This is a genomic window from Pseudomonas sp. TH43, from assembly GCF_016650635.1.
Lineage (GTDB): Bacteria > Pseudomonadota > Gammaproteobacteria > Pseudomonadales > Pseudomonadaceae > Aquipseudomonas.
Map to the genome: position 1 here is coordinate 1323429 of NZ_JAEKFI010000001.1, position 15831 is coordinate 1339259.

Genomic DNA, 15831 nt, shown 5'->3' on the forward strand with positions numbered 1-15831 from the left:
ATCGAACAGTCACCACAGACATCAGGTTGCCAAAGAATTTGCAGGCAAAAAAAACCGCCCTTGCGGGCGGCTGAAAGTGCTTCGACCCTAAATCAGAAGCCCAGGCTGAAGCTGATGATCATCGCATGGTCATTGCTGTCTTTCGACAGTTGCCCCGAGTAACCGACCCCGAGCTTGCCGGTCGGGCTGATCTGGAAGTCCACACCTGCTTCGACCAGCGCGCTGTCTTTGGCAATCGGCACGCCCTGAGTGTGGAACGAGGCGCCGCCGTCGATAAAGGTCAGGTCAGCGTCAGGCTTGGTGTCGCCGAAGGCATGCCGCCAGCCGATGGCCGCGCGCGGGGTGAATTGCCCGCCGTTGGCCAGGGTGATGACTTTGCCGGCGCGCACGCCCAGGGTCGAGAAGGTGATGTCCTGATCGGCCTCGGCCTCCAGGCGCCCTACCCCACCCTTTTCCTTGGCCTTGTCGGAGTCGTAGTTGACGTACGAGAGGCCGGCAAACGGTTCCAGGGCAATGCCGGCGGCATCGATTGTGTAACCGACTTCGCCGAACACCTGGGCGCTGCGAGCATCGTAATTGGCCTTCAACCGGTCGTTGTAACTGCCGACGCTGACGTCGCGTTTGCTCTCGATGTCGTGCCAGCTGTAAGCCGCGCCGAGGCGCACAGCCAGTGCATCGAATTGCGAGTTGAGGTACGCCGCCAGGTGGTAGCTTTCAACGGTCGCATCCGAGCGCCGGTCATGCGCGTCGAGGTCGCTGCGGGTGTAACCGGCGGCCATGCCCACGCGCCACTGATCATCGAGCTGTTTGTCAGTACCGAGCATGAAGCCGCTGAGGTTGCGATCAAGTTTGGCGCTGTTGCTGTCGCCATCCGATTCACCCCATGCACCCAGTGCGCGGGCCCAGCCGACCATTTCACCGTGGCAACCGTTGCTGCTCAGTTGGTTGTCACTCGGTGCCAGGGCACGGCGTGGATCATCCGCTGCGCTGCACGATGGCTGGCGCATGCGGTCGTTGACCGCCTCACGTACATAGCGCGAATCCTCAAGGATCGCGCTGGCGGTGCTAGCATGGATTTCCCCGGACAGACTGTCGAAGGCATTGCGCGCCCCCGCCACGCTGAGATTAACGATCTGATTCTGCAAAGCAGCACCCGCCGCACCATTACGTGACAGTGCCGAAGCGGTGCCACGCTGGTTACCCGTGGCAGCGACATCGGTGAACGAGTTGCCGTTGCGGCTGACCGCCAGGGTCACCGAATCGGCACCGTAAACCAGTGAGCTGTCGAGGAAGGCGTACTGCGGCAGATCGGTGGAGCTGAAGGTGCCGGTCACGCCACCGCCCGCGGTGATCAGCGAGTAAACGGTGTTGCCGGTGAACGGTGCGAGCGAGTTCACTTGCAAGCCGCCGCCGAGGGCTGCCGTACCGCCGACCGCCAATGGCGTGGCGGTCGGCGAGCTGATGGTCAACGCCAATACACCGCTTGAGTTATTGGTCAGGTTACCCGCAACGCTCAGGGTTCCAGCGTCGCTACCGGAAGCCACGACACCATTGTTGACCACCGAACCGATGCTGCCGTTACCGCTCAGACCCGCACCGTTGACCACGGTCACTTGCCCGCCCAACGAAGCGCGCGCCGAACGGCTGCCGACTTGCAGCACGCCTTGATCGACCGCTACGGTGCCGCTGAACGGGTTATCACCGGTCAACAGCAAGGTGCCGGCACCACGTTTGGCCATCGCCCCGAGACCGCTGAGGCGACCGTTGAACTGACCATTGGCGTTCTGCTGGAACACCAGCGAGGCGTTGTTGAGAATGTTGCCTTGCAGGCTGGTGGTGTTACCGACCAGCGTACCGCCACTGACGGTGGTGCCACCGCTGTAGGTGTTGGCCCCGCTCAGCACCAAGGTCCCGGAATCGAGTTTCTCGATACCGCCCGTGCCCACCAGCGGCACGGAGATTTCTGCGCTCGCCCCGGCATTCACGCGAACCGGTGCGAGGCTGCCATCCGCGCCGTTGACCGGAGTCAGCGTGCCACCGGCGCCCGGCGTCAGGCTGTAGCCGCTGGTGAGGAATTGCAGGCCGGTAAAGTTCTGATTGCCCAGCACGGTGACCGTGCCGCTTTGCCCACCGAACACCGCAAACTGACCGTTCGAGGCCAACGCCTGCGTGCCGCTCGGGTCGGTCCAGTTGGTGCCTGGCCCCCACACACCACTGCCGCCGCCGATGCTGCCGTCAGGATTAGTGGTGCCGCCGTTCCAGAACTGCACCTCACCCGGCGTGCCTTGCACCAGCAAGTTGACTTGATTGGCGATGGCGGTTTGCAGGGTCAGATTGGCCGCCGACACCGGCAGGCTGCCATAAACCAGACCGTTGTCGGTCAGGCTGCCGCCGTAGCGGAACAGTTGATAGACGCCTGTACCGAAGCCGCCGGCGTTGCTGATGTTCAGCGTGCCGTCGAGGGTCAGGTTCCCCGCCACATTGACCACCGTGGTCGAACTGGTCGCCGAGCCGAGGCTGAAGTCCAGGTTGGTGCCCGAGGACAACGCCAGCGAACCGACCGACAACGGCGTCGCCGTGCCACCACCGACCAGCGTCGCGCCGTTAGCCAGTTGCACCGCGCCGCCGACTTGACCGCTACCGCCGATTTTCGCACCGCTGGCGACGTTGACGTTGGCACTGTTGAGCACGCCGTTGACGGTCAGGCCGCCGGCCTGAACCGAAGTGTTGCCGGTGAAGGTGTTGTTGCCGGTCAGCAGCAATTGACCGCTGCCGGTTTTGTTCAACGTACCGGCGCCGGTGAGATTGCCGGTGTAGCTGCCATCAGCGTTTTGCGCGAAGGTCAGTGTTGCGTTGTTGACGATCGCACCTTGCAGGCTGCTGGTGTCACCCGTGGTGTTGCCGCCATTCAGCGTGGTTCCGCCGCTGTAGGTGTTGGCACCGCTGAGCAGCAGGTCGCCAGTACCGTTTTTGAGCAGACTGCCGCTGCCGCTGACCGCACCGATCAGTGTGGTGTTCTGGTTGCCGGCGAGGGTCAGTTGCGCGCCGAGGTTGATTGCATTGGCCAGTTGCAGCGCCGAGGTGCTGTCGAGTGTCGAGTTGCCCGTCACACTCAATGCGCCGCTGCTGATCGCGCTGTTATTGCCGAGGATCAGCGTGCCGGCGTTCAGCGTGGTGCCACCGCTGTAAGTATTACTGCCGTTGAGGGTCAGGCTCGAAGCGCCGGTCTTGATCAGGCTGCCCGCGCCGCTGACAACGCCGCCAAGGGTTAGCGCGTTGGAGCCGGCAACGGTCAAACCACCATTGAGCACCACGCCGTTGCCGAGGGTGACGGCGGTGTTGCTGTCCAGCGCGGTGCCGGCGGCCGCGGTCAACACACCGGTGCCAAGGGCGGCGTTATTGCCAACCACGATCTTGCCGCCGTTGAGCGCGGTGCCGCCGGTGTAGCCGTTGGCGGCGTTGAGTACCAGCGTGCCGGTGTCATATTTGCCGAGTGTACCGGCGCCGTTGAGCGCCACACCGATCGTTGCGGTGGCGTTCGGATCGACGCGCACCGAAGCGTTGCCCATCGAACCGTTGACCAGATTCAGCGAGCCCGCCGTGCCGTTTTGCAGGCTGTAGCCATCGGTGACGAACTGCATGCCGGTGATGGTTTGTGCGCCGTTGACCGTGACCGTGCCCGCCGTGCCCTGGAACACCGCGAAGTTGTTGGTCCAGGCCTGATTGGTCGTGCCGTTGACGTCGGTCCAGTTGGTGGTGCCGGTGCCCCAGGTGCCGCTGCCGCCGTCCACCGAACCGTTGGCGATCAGTTGATTGCCGTCCCAGAACTGCACGGTGACGCCCGGTGCGGTGACCAGCAGATTGATCTGGTTGGCCAACGCGGTTTGCAGCGTCAGGTCGCCCGGCGTCACGCTGCCCGGCACCGTGCCGATCAGCATGCCGTTGTCGGTCAGGCCGCCGGTGTAGTTGATCAGGCGATACACGCCGCTGCCGAAGCCGCCGATGTCGCTGACGTTGAGGGTGCCGTCGAGGGTCAGGTTGCCGCCGACGTTGACCAGCGCGTTGCCGCCACCGGACACCGGAGTACCGAGGCCCACATCGAAGTTGGCGTTGGCGTTGAACACCAGCGAATTCACTGACAGGGTGCTGCCGGTAGCGCCGGCCAGATGGCCGCCATCGGCAACGGTCACTGCCCCGCCGAGCGCGCCGCTACCGGCCAGAGTACCGCCGCTGTTGACCAGCACACTGGCACTGTCGAGCGAGCCGTTGACGTTCAAGGTGCCGGCGTTAACGGTGGTGTTACCGGTCAGGCTGTTGATACCGGTCAGCGTCAGGGTGCCAGTGCCGAGCTTGTTCAACTCGCCGGTGCCGGTGAGCACGCCGTCGAAAATGCTGCTGGCGTTGTTGCCGCCGATGCTCAGCGTGTTGCCGCCGCCGATCAGTGCGGTACCGCTGCCGGTCAGGCTGGCGAGGCTGCCGGAGCCGCCGAGGTTGAGGGTCGACGCAGCGCCGAGATTGACCCCGGCGTTACTGCCCAGTGCCGAGTTGCCCAGCGTGGTCAGGCTGCCGGACTGCACATCGAAGGTGCCACTGAAGGTGTTGTTGCCGGACAGCGTCAGATCGGCCAGACCGTTCTTGATCAAGGTGCCTGCACCGGCGATCACGCCACCCAGCGTCAGATTATTGTTGCCGGCCACACTCAGGTTGGCATTGACGTTCATGTTGTTGGCCAGCACCAGCGGCGCAGTGGTGTCGAGGGTCGACGCACCCGCCACGGTCACTGCGCCGGAGCCCAGGCCCGCCGAGGTGCCGAGGGTCACGGTGCCGGCGTTCAGCGTGGTGCCGCCGCTGTAGCTGTTGATACCGTTGAGGGTCAGGTTGGAGGCGCCGTTCTTGATCAGACCGCCGGTGCCGCTGACCACTCCGCTGAGGGCTACGTCGCTGGTGCCGGTGTTGGTCAGGTTGGCGTTGAGCACCACGTTGTTGCCCAGCGACACCGAAGTGTTGCTGTCCAGCGCCGAGGCACCGGCCACGGTCAGGTTGCCCAGACCGAGGGCACCGTTGCTGCCGGCGGTCAGGGTGCCGGCATTCAGGTTCACGCCGCCGAGGAAGTTGTTGGCCCCGCTCAGGATCAGGTTGGCCGCGCCATTCTTGGTCAGGCTGCCGGCACCGTTGATGGCTCCGCTGAGTGTCAGATCGTTGCTGCCGACGATGCCGAGGTTGCCCGCCAGGTTGATCGCGTTGCCCGCCGTGAAGGTGCCGCTGGCATCCAGGGTGGTGCCGTTCGCCGCGTTCAGGGTAGCCGAGCCCAACGCGCTGTTTGACGCCAGAATCAGTCCGCCGGCATTCAGCGCCACCGGCCCGAGGAAGGCGTTATTGCCGCCGAGGGTCAGGCTGGCTGAACCGTTCTTGATCAAACCGCCGGTGCCGGAAATGACACCGTTGAGGGTCAGGGCGTTGCTGCCGAGCACGGTCAGATTGCCGTTCAGCGTGGCGGCGTTGGCCAGTGTCACGGCGGTGTTGCTGTCCAGTTGCGTACCGGCATTGGCGATCAACGCGCCAGTGCCCAGTGCGGTATTGCTGCCGACCACCAGCGTGCCGCCATCCAGTTGCGTGCCGCCGGTATAGGTGTTGGCACCGTTGAGCACCAAGGTGCCCGCATCGAGTTTGTTGAGAATGCCGCTGCCGTTGATGTTCACGCCGACCGTGGCGGTCACGCCCGGATCAACGCGCATCGCCGTGGTGCCACCGCTGCCATTGACGGCGGTGAGCAGCCCCGCCGTGCCGTTCACCACGTTGTAGCCATCGGTGAGGAACTGCATGCCGGTGAAAAGTTGTGTGCCGTTGACCGACACGGTGCCGGCCGTGCCCTGGAACACTGCGAAATCGCCGGCCCAGGTCTGGTTCAGCGTGCCGTTGGAGTTGGTCCAGTTGGTGCCGCCGGCATTCCACGTACCGCTGCCGCCATCCACTGTGCCGTTGGGGATTGTCTGGCTGCCGTCCCAGAAACGCAGGTTGGTGTTCGGCGCCGACACCACCAGGTTGACCTGATTGCCCAGGGTCTGCACGAGGATGTCGCCGAGGCCGTAGCCCACCGGAACACCGGCCACGGTCAGACCGTTGTCGGTCAGCGCACCGATGTAGTTGAACAAGCGGTAGACCCCGACACCGAAACCGCCGGCATCGGTGACATTGAGATTGCCGTCGAGGGTCAGGTTGCCGCCGATGTTCATCAGCGAGCTGGTCGATGGCGTGGCGAGGCTCGTGTCGACATTGCTGTTAGCTGTAAGGATCAGCGACGAGGCTGACAGGGTATTGCCCGAGGACAGCGCCAGATGACCACCGCTGTTGATGGTGATGAAGCCCAGTGCCGAACCGGTACCTGTGAGGGTGGCGCCATTGTTGACGTTGAGCTGGGAACTGGCCAGCGAACCGGTGAGATTCAGCGTACCGCCATTGACGTTGGTGTTGCCGGTGATGCCGCTGCTGCCGGTGAGGTTCAGCGTGCCGGTACCGACTTTGGTCAACGCACCGCTGCCACCGAGGTCGCCGTCGAAGGTGCTGGTATTGCTCACACCGCCCACGGTCAGAGTATTACCGCCGGCGATTTGCACACTGCCGCTACCGCTCAACCCGTCGAGGCTGGCGCTGCTGTTGAGATAGAGACTGGCACCAGCGCTGATATTCGCGCCGGAGGTGTTGCCGAGCGCCCCGCTGCTCACCGTGGTAAGGCTGCCGGAGGCGATGTTCAGCGCGCCGGTGAACGTGTTGTTGCCGCTGAGCGTAAGATCGCCAAAGCCATCCTTGGTCAGGCTGCCGGCGCCATCGATCACGCCGCTGAGGTTCAGGGTGTTGCTGCCGGCCAAAGTCAGGCCGGCGTTGAGGGTGATGTTGTTACCGACGGTCATCCCGGTGCTGGTATCCAGCGTCGAAGCGCCGCCGACGGTCAAGCCGCCACTGCCCAATGCACCGGCCGAGCCCAGTGTCAGCGTACCCGCGTTGAGCGTGGAGCCGCCGCTGAAAGTGTTGTTGCCGTTGACGGTCAGGTTGGCCGCGCCGTTCTTGATCAATTGACCGGTGCCGCTGGTGACACCGCCGAGGGTCAGGTCTTGGGTGCCGCCGACGCTCAGTGCCGCATTGAGCACCACCGCGTTGGCCAGACTGGCCAGCGGCGAACTGCTGTCCAGCGTCGCCGCGCCGCCGACGGTCAGGGCACCGGTGCCCAGCGCCGAACTGTTGCCGACAGTCACCGTACCGGCGTTGAGCGTGGTGCCGCCGACGTAGGTATTGGTGCCATTCAGATTGAGATTGGCCGCACCGTTTTTCACCAGGCTGCCGGCTCCGGCGACGGTTCCGGTGAGGGTCAGATCCGCACTCCCACCGACATTGAGCGCGCCGGCGAGGTTGACCTGATTGCCCAGGGTGACGGCAGTGTTGGTGTCCAGCGTGGTGCCGGCCGCTGCGTTCAATGCGCCGCTGCCGATCGCGGTATTGCTGCCGACAATCAGTTTGCCGACGTTGAGTGCGGTGTTGCCGAAGTAGGTGTTGGCGCCGTTGAGGATCAGGTCGGCGGGACCGCTCTTGGTCAGTCCACCGACACCGGAGACCACGCCGGCGAGGGTCAGCGCGTTGCTGCCGCCGATGGTCACGTTGCCACCGAGGTTGACGTTGTTGGCCAGGCTTGCTGCAGTGGAGGCGTCCAACGTAGTCCCAGCCGAGGCATTGACACTACCCGTGCCGAGGGCGGTGTTGGAGCCGACGATCAGTGTTCCCGCGTTCAGCGACGTGGCGCCGGTGTAGGTGTTGTTGCCGGTCAGCGTCAACGTCGAGGCGCCGTTCTTGATCAGGTTGCTCGCGCCACTGATGACCCCACCGAGGGTCAGCGGATTGGCGCCGCCCGCCGTGAGGTTGGCGTTAAGGGCAATCGCATTGTTAAGCGTGACGTTAGCGCTGCTATTGAGCGTGCCACCCGCGCCGCCGACGGTCAGCGTGCCAGTGCCGAGTGCTGCGCCGTTGCCGACGGTCAGGCTGCCGGCGTTGAGCGCGGTGCCACCGGTGAAAGTATTGGCGCCGTTGAGGGTCAGGTTGGCGGTGCCGTTTTTCACCAGTTGGCTGGTGCCACTGATTACGCCTCCGAGGGTCAGCGCGTTGCTGCCGCCGATTGCCAGGTTGTTGTTGAGCAGGACGTTGTTGTTCAGCGTCACCGCCGCATTGCTGTCGAGGGTCGCCGCGCCGCCGACGGTGATATTGCCACTGCCGAGCGCAGCATTGACGCCCGCCGTGATGGTGCCGGCGTTCAGTGCGATGGCACCGAGGAAAGTGTTGGTGCCGTTGAGAATCAGGTTGGCCGCGCCGTTTTTGGTCAGCCCGCCGCTGCCGCTGACGATACCGCCCAAGGTCAGGTTGGCGCTGCCGCCGATGTTCAGGTTGCCGCCGAGGCTGACCGCGTTGGTCAGCGCCACGCTGGTGCTGGCGTCGAGGGTGGTGCCCGTCGCTGTGGTCAATGCGCCAGTGCCCAGCGCGGTGTTGGAACCGACGATCAGCGTGCCGTTGTTGAGCGCGGTGCCGCCGGAGAAGGTGTTGTTGCCGCTGAGGGTCAGGTTCGCAGAGCCGTTCTTGGCCAAGTTGCCCGCGCCGCTGACGACGCCACTCAGACCTAACGCCTGAGTGCCGCCGATGGTCACCCCTCCCGCCAGTGCGACAGCATTCGCCAGCGTTACCGCCGTGGTCGCATCCAGCGTTGTGCCGGCCGCCGCATTCAGTGCGCCCGTGCCGAGTGCGGTGTTGCTGCCGACAAACAGGCTGCCGGCGTTGAGCACAGTATTGCCGGAGTTAGTGTTGTTGCCGGTCAACGTCAGGCTGGCGGTGCCGGATTTGGTGATACCGCCAGTGCCGCTCAACACGCCGCCCAGCGTCAGGGCGTTGCTGCCGAGGACGTTGAGGGCGCCGGTCATGCCGATGTTATTGGCCAGAGTGACGTTGGCGGTGCTGTCGAGACTGGTGCCAGCGGCGGTGTTCAGCGCGCCGCTGCCCAGCGAGTTGTTATTGGTCACCAGCAGGCTGCCGGCGCTCAGGGTGGTGGTGCCCGTGAAACCGGTGTTAGCGCCGCTGACGGTGAGGCTGCCAGTGCCGGTTTTGGTCAGGCCGCTGCTGCCGCTGATCAAGCCACCGAGGGTCAGTGCGCCGGTGCCGCCAGCCGTCAATGTGCCGCCGAGGCTGATGGCGTTGGCCAGGCTGATGGTGCCCGGTGCGCTCAGCGTCGTCGCGCCCGTGACATTGAGGGTGCCGGTGCTGAACGCCTGATTGTTGCTCACCAGCACCGTGCCGCCATTAAGCGTGGTGTTGCCAAGATAGGTGTTGGCCGCGCTGAGGTTAAGCTGGCCGGTACCGGCCTTGGTAAAACCGCCGCTGCCGGAAATCACTCCGCTCAAAGTGGTGGCATTGGTGCCTTGCACCGTAACGCCACCCGCACCGAGTGAGATCAGATTGCTGAGGTTCAACCCGGCGTTGCTGGCCTGCAAAATCCCGCCGTTGGAGGTGATCACACCGCTGCCGAAGGTGGCGTTGTTGTTGAACTGCGCAACACCGCCATTGAGGGTGGTCGCGCCGCTGACCAATGGCCCCTGCAAGGTCCAGGTGCCGCTGTTGAGGGTCAGGTTGTTGAAGTTGACGTAGGTCGCACTCGAAGCGGTGCCAGTGCCGGTGGTGCCGCCGCCGAGGCCTATCGGATTTTGCAGGATCAGGCTGTTGGTACCGCCCGCGCCGCCATCGACGGTGCCGGTCGGGGCAAACGTCAGGTTGATACCGATCAGGCCGCCAAGCCCCACCGAGACCTGAACACCATCACCGACTTGCACGGAAGAACCGGTAACGGCGGTGAAGGTGTTGGTGCTCGCCGCGCCCATCGACACGCCGCCGGTAATTGCACCGGCGTTGGTGAAAGTGTTGCCCGCCGCCGACGTCTCGAACGCGATCCGGCCATTGATCGTACCGGTGGCGCTGTTGGTCATGTTGACTCGCGAACCGCCATACACCCCGACCACCGGAGTGTCGGCCAGGGTAATCCCGCCGACCGACAAGCCGGTGGAAGTGATGGTGCCGTCGTTGGTGATGGTCGTGGTGCCGGCCGCCGCGTTGTTTACCGCAATCCCCAGGCCATCGACGCTGGTCAGGTTGAGGCCGAGCAACATACCGGTCCCGCGAATGATCCCGCTGGCATTGTTGACCACGCTCACCGCACTGGTGGCGCCGGAGCCAATGAACGCACCGCCGCTGAGCACCGACACCAGCCCCAACAGCGCCGGGTCGAGAGTGCCGGAGTTGTTCAGGTTGATGTTGGCCCCGGTCAGGTTGAGCACCTTGCCGCCGAGGGTGGCGTTCATCTGCGCACCGTTGGCGACATTGACCGTCAGGCCGCTGGTGGCACTGCTGTAGTCATTGAGAAACAGCGGCAGCGTCGGCACGCCCGAACAGGTAATCGTCGAACCTGCCGCCGAGCAGGTCGCAAACGCCTGCTCGCTGACCCCGCCGAACAGAAGCCCGGCGACGCTCAGGTGCACAGCAAGGGAAAGAGGAGAAAAACGCGATACGAGGGCGACACCAAACCTTGCTTCCACGGGCTACTCCTTGTCGTGGCCAATTTCTTCCTTGAAGGCGTGCGAAGCCTTGCTTATTCCACACGCGAATCAAGACTGCGACGGTCATCACAAAACCGTTGATTGGGGACAACGCTAGTAGACGCCCAGCATTGGGGCACTGATTAAATGGTGTTAATACTTTAAGACTAGAGGCGTCTGGAATAAGCATTTCAGCCCGTACCGACGGGCCTTTGACATGGCTTTTGTGGCGAGGGGATTTATCCCCGATGGACTGCGCAGCAGGCCCCGCTTTCAGGGGCCGCTACGCGCCCCACCGGGGATAAATCCCCTCGCCACAGGAGTCATACCCTCCGGCATTTTTGCGCTTTGAAAAATGTGATCGTTCTGTCAGAAAAACCGTTGAAATCGACGAAATATCAGAGATATTGAAAACATTGGTACGGCTTGTGCAAACGTTTGCGAACCGTCAATCCCGGCATTTTCCCGACAAACCCCTACAGGTCCGCAGAATCCGGGCCTCGATCCGCAAAAAAGGACTTTGAATGCACGCCGCAACCCTCTTTCGCGCACCTTTTGCGCGCACGTTTGCTGTTTCCTTGCTACTGACCGGCGTTACCGGACTTCTCAGCCACAGCGCTTTCGCCCAGCCCGCGTTGCCGGAAGAATCCGCCCAGGGTGAAGCCCTCAGCCCGGAAGCCAGCCCACCGAAAAAAGGCGCGTACCTGTCGGACTGGTACAACCAGGACCTGATGTTGATCGGCAGCAAAGACATCAGTTTCGGCCCGCAACCGTCCGACGATATCTACCTGGAGTACGAATACTTCGGCCGCAAGGGCCCGTTCGAACTGTACGGTTACGTCGACATTCCGAAGATCTTCAACATCGGCAACAGCCACGATAAAGGCGTGTGGGATCACGGCTCACCGGTGTTCATGGAACACGAACCGCGCATCTCCATCGACTACCTCGCCGGCCGCAGCCTGGCTATCGGCCCGTTCAAGGAATGGTACGTCGCGTTCGACTGGATCTATGACCACGGCAGCCGCAAGGAAAACCGCGCCAACACGCTCTACAGCGGTTTCGGCACCGACATCGACACCCATTCACGGGTCAACCTGTCGGCCAACCTGTACGGGCGCTACCAATGGGAAAACTACGGCGCGAGCAATGAATATTCGTGGGATGGCTACCGCGCCCAGCTCAAATACATCGTGCCGATCGACAAATTCAGCAACGGCGCGTCGCTGACCTACATTGGCTTCACCAACTTCGATTTCGGCTCGGACATCCACAAGGACAACCCGGCGCGCACCGCCAACGCGACCGTGGCGACCAACGTGTTGCTGTACTCGTTCACCCACTTGCGCTTCACCCTGGTCGGGCGTTATTTCCACAACGGCGGCAACTGGGAGGACGGCAGCGAGCTGAACTTCGGCGACGGTAATTTCCGCGCGCGCTCCAATGGCTGGGGTTACTACGCCGGCGTCGGTTATCAGTTCTGATCTTCAGGAGGTTTCATGCAAGCAATGACGCGTCTCACCCTGGCCGGTGCAGCCCTGCTCTCTTCCAGCGTTTGGGCGAGCGAAGCACCGATTCAACCGAAAGTCGTGCTGATCACCATGTTCGCTCCCGAGGCGCAGCACTGGATTGATCGCCTCGAATTGAAGCAGGAAATCCGCGTGCCGGGTCTTTCCGCCGAATACCCGAGCATCCGTTGCAATGCCCGGCAGGTGTGCCTGCTGACCACCGGCATGGGCCAGACCAATGCTGCCGCCTCGACCCTGGCGCTGGCCCTGTCGCCGAAATTCGACCTGCGTAAAAGCTACTTCCTGATAGCCGGCATCGCCGGGATCAGCCCCAAACACGGCACCATCGGCACCGCCGCATGGGCGCATTACCTGGTGGAATTCGGTACGCAGTGGGAGATCGATTCACGCGATGTGCCGTCGAGCTGGCCGACCGGTTACCTGGGCATCAACACCCAGGGCCCGAACGAGAAACCGCCGCTGGACTACAAGACCGAAGTCTTCGAACTCAACCCGAAACTGCAAGCCAAAGCGTTCGCCCTCAGCCACAAAGTCGAACTCAGCGAGAGCAAGGAATCGGCCGCATGGCGCCTTAAATATCCCTCTGCACCGGCTAATCAGCCGCCCGTGGTCACCCGTTGCGACACGCTGGCGGGCAACACCTGGTTCTCGGGCACGCGCCTGAGCGAACGGGCCGAGGTCTGGACCAAACTGTTGACCGACAACAAAGGCGAATACTGCACGACGCAACAGGAAGACAACTCGACCTATGAAGCGCTGCTGCGCGCCAGCCGCGAAGGTCTGGTGGATGTGCAACGCTTGGCCGTGGTGCGGGCCGGTTCCGATTTCGACCGTCCAGAACCGGGCGGGAGTGAAGTGAACAACCTGCTCAAGTACGCCGATCAGGGCGGATTCGTGCCGGCGCTGGAAAACCTCTATCGCGCGGGCAATCCGCTGGTGCAGGACATCCTCAAGCACTGGTCGGCATGGGAAAACGGCGTCCCCACCCCGTGAAAATCAAAATCGCACGCCCCAAACATTTGCAGGAGCAAGGCTTGCCCGCGAAGACGTCAATCCAGTCAAAACACTTATCGACTGACCTGGCGCTTTCGCGAGCAAGCTCGGCTCCTACAGGGTTTGCGTTGTCAGAGGAAGCGTCAGGGGATGAGGATGACTTTGTCGCCGCTGCCCTGGTTGACGTCGGCGTAGCGCGCCAGGCCCTCAGCCAACGGCGCCTCGACCAACCCTTGCGGCAACGGCAGCAAGTCTTCATCGAAGAATTTGCCGAACTGCTCGAGCATCGCCGCGCAGTCTGCAACGCCGTACAGCAGCGAGTTGATCCCGACCACCGAGCCGCCCTTGCGGTACAACGCCAGCGCGGGCAACTGCACATGACCGTCTACCGGCGCAGCGATGATCGCGATGCGACCGAACGTGGCCAATGCCGCCACCGAGGCCGGCAGCCAGAAACCGGTGGTATCGAAAATCACATCGGTGCCGCCGCGATACACCGCGTTGACCTGCGCGCCGAGGTCTTCGGGTTTATCCAGTTGAATCGTCTGATACCCCAGCGCCTGCAAATCCTTCACCTGCTCCGGTCGACGCGCCGCTGCCAGCAACTGCGCGCCGCGAACCTTCGCTAATGCCAATGCTGCCGTGGCCACCGCCCCGCCACCGATCACCAGCAAACGGGTTTCGCGATTCACAAGGCTGCGCTCCAACGCATCCCACGCGGTGGTGTAAGGAACACCGAGGCTGGCCGCTTGGGCGAAGCTCAAGTGCGTCGGTTTGGGCGCCACGCCATTGGCCGGCAGTTTGACGAATTCGGCATGAGAGCCATCGGCGAAAAAGCCCAGCTCACGGCCAGTGCCCCAGACTTCCTGACCGATCAGTGCCTGTGGGCCATCGACCACCACCCCGGCAAAATCCCGTCCGGGAATACGCGGCAGCGTGGTGTAAGGGAAACGGCCGAGGACGTTTTTGACGTCGCTGGGGTTGAGCCCGGCAGCCTTGATTTGCACCAACACTTCAGTGGCGCCGGGCACCGGGGTTGGCACTTCGACGAAGCGCAAGGAAGACAGGTCGCCGGTTTTATCGAATTGCAGTGCTTTCATGGACACCTCCACCGAATGGAAAAAAGGAAACTCAGGACAGCCAGCCCGCGACCAGTTGCCGGCCCATCGGCCACAATTGCTCACCGGCCAACATCCCCAGCAGACCGACCAGCGCGATGGCCGGAGGCGCGGGCGAACGGAAATCCAGCGCGCCGTAGAGCAGGCCGACGCCAAGGCCGATGGCCAGTGAAATCAGGTAGTTCATGGGGAGGAACTCCGCCCGTTGAAAGGAATGGGCAGAGTCTAGGGAATCGGCGGGAGCGGCATCGGCCAAGGACTTCTGAATTTCGGCCAAACCCACCGATATGACCGAAAGATCCTGTGGGAGCTGGCTTGCCAGCGAAAGCGGTATGTCTGTTACGAAGGTGCTGGATGTGTGGACGCCATCGCTGGCAAGCCAGCTCCCACAGGTTCGGTGCAGGTTGAGGAAATAGCGTCGTTACAGAGTGAATTGCGACGGGGCGACGCCGAGTTCGCGGCGAAACATGTCGCTGAAACTGCTCGGCGAATAACCCAGCTCACGGGCAATCACACTCACCGCTACCCCCTGAATCAACTCCGCCACCGCGGTCGCTAGTTGCACCTGGCGCCGCCACTCGGCGAAGCCCATGCCGAGGCTGTCCTTGAACAGCCGCGCCAGCGTACGCACGCTGGCCCCCGCGTTTTCCGCGTGCTGTTCGAAAGGAATAGCCAGCGAAGGCGCTGCCATCACGGCCTGACACAGATTCATCAGGCGACGATCGGAATCGTCCGGCATCGGGATTTTCAACTGCGAACGCCGTGCGCGTTTCAACTCGAGCAGCGCCAGCCCGACCAACGCTTCGTAATACTCCGGCGCACCATTGTCGCCCTGCTCCACCAGCCCGACGATCAGCTCACGCAGCAGACCGCCGACTTCGATCACCTGCACCGTCTCATCCAGCGTCGCCGCCAACGCCGGGCGCAGGTAGATATTGCGCATCTGCAAATCCGACACCACCCGAATTCCGTGCGGGACACCCGGCGGCAACCACACCGCCCGTTGCGGCGGTACCACCAGCGCCTCATGCGGGGTTTCGACCCACATCACCCCGCTCATCGCATACAGCAACTGGCCCCAGACATGCTCATGCGGCTCGATGAACAGCCCACGCGGATAGGTGCGCGCCAGCGGTTGCACAGGCACATCGGTGTCACTCAGATCGGGCGGGACGGCAAGGGCCATGGCGAGTATTCATTGGGGTTGGCAGAAGCGCCATGGTAACGAGTCAGTCATTTCGCCGCCAACGGTAGAAACCGTCGGACAATCCGAGTGAATTTTCCACGCGCGCCGCGATCCTTCTATTACCACAGGGAGGAATACGGGCTTTATGAACAACGCAAAACTCTATGTCATCGATTACACCCTTCACGGCACGCCCAAGTCGTTCATTATCCGCTCGGACAAAATGGACAACGCCGAGGCGTGGCACTGGGCGAGTTGCGACGCCGGCGTCGGTCGCATCCCTCGCTTTGGTCGGGAAAAGGTGCAAAAGACCAGCAAGCCGATGGCGGAAAAATTCGGCGTGGAAAACGTCGTGTGGCGACCGACCAGCTAAGCTCAGCCTGGCGATT

The 15831-nt window shown here is 63.0% G+C and carries 7 protein-coding genes; 3 read left to right on the forward strand and 4 right to left on the reverse strand.

Annotated elements, in window-relative coordinates:
- Nucleotides 1–92 precede the first annotated feature (92 nt).
- Complete coding sequence (locus tag JFT81_RS05930) at nt 93–10616, reverse strand: autotransporter-associated beta strand repeat-containing protein (protein ID WP_201226490.1); 10524 nt, start codon at nt 10614–10616, stop codon at nt 93–95.
- 524 nt (nt 10617–11140) lie between these two features.
- Here JFT81_RS05930 and JFT81_RS05935 point away from each other — a divergent pair.
- Both JFT81_RS05935 and JFT81_RS05940 read left to right on the forward strand, forming a co-directional pair.
- The gene (locus JFT81_RS05935) at nt 11141–12100 is read left to right on the forward strand and encodes a nucleoside-specific channel-forming protein Tsx (protein ID WP_201226491.1); all 960 of its coding nucleotides are present in this window, start codon (nt 11141–11143) and stop codon (nt 12098–12100) included.
- Between the two features lie 15 nt (nt 12101–12115).
- A complete protein-coding gene (locus JFT81_RS05940; RefSeq protein WP_201226492.1) occupies nt 12116–13138 on the forward strand; it encodes a purine nucleoside permease in 1023 nt (340 codons plus the stop codon).
- Between the two features lie 143 nt (nt 13139–13281).
- Here the strand turns inward: JFT81_RS05940 and JFT81_RS05945 are convergent, their stop codons facing one another.
- The 3 genes from JFT81_RS05945 to JFT81_RS05955 all read right to left on the reverse strand — a co-directional run bounded on the left by JFT81_RS05945 (nt 13282) and on the right by JFT81_RS05955 (nt 15442).
- The gene (locus JFT81_RS05945) at nt 13282–14238 is read right to left on the reverse strand and encodes a zinc-binding alcohol dehydrogenase family protein (protein ID WP_201226493.1); all 957 of its coding nucleotides are present in this window, start codon (nt 14236–14238) and stop codon (nt 13282–13284) included.
- Nucleotides 14239–14269: 31 nt separating this feature from the next.
- The gene (locus tag JFT81_RS05950; protein WP_007969534.1) at nt 14270–14443 is read right to left on the reverse strand and encodes a DUF1427 family protein; all 174 of its coding nucleotides are present in this window, start codon (nt 14441–14443) and stop codon (nt 14270–14272) included.
- A gap of 234 nt (nt 14444–14677) precedes the next feature.
- Complete coding sequence (locus tag JFT81_RS05955; protein WP_201226494.1) at nt 14678–15442, reverse strand: helix-turn-helix transcriptional regulator; 765 nt, start codon at nt 15440–15442, stop codon at nt 14678–14680.
- 145 nt (nt 15443–15587) lie between these two features.
- Here JFT81_RS05955 and JFT81_RS05960 point away from each other — a divergent pair, with 145 nt between their 5' ends.
- Nucleotides 15588–15815 carry a DUF6555 family protein gene (locus tag JFT81_RS05960; protein ID WP_034154602.1) on the forward strand — a complete coding sequence of 76 codons (228 nt, stop codon included), beginning with the start codon at nt 15588–15590 and terminating at the stop codon, nt 15813–15815.
- The last annotated feature ends 16 nt before the right edge of the window (nt 15816–15831 follow it).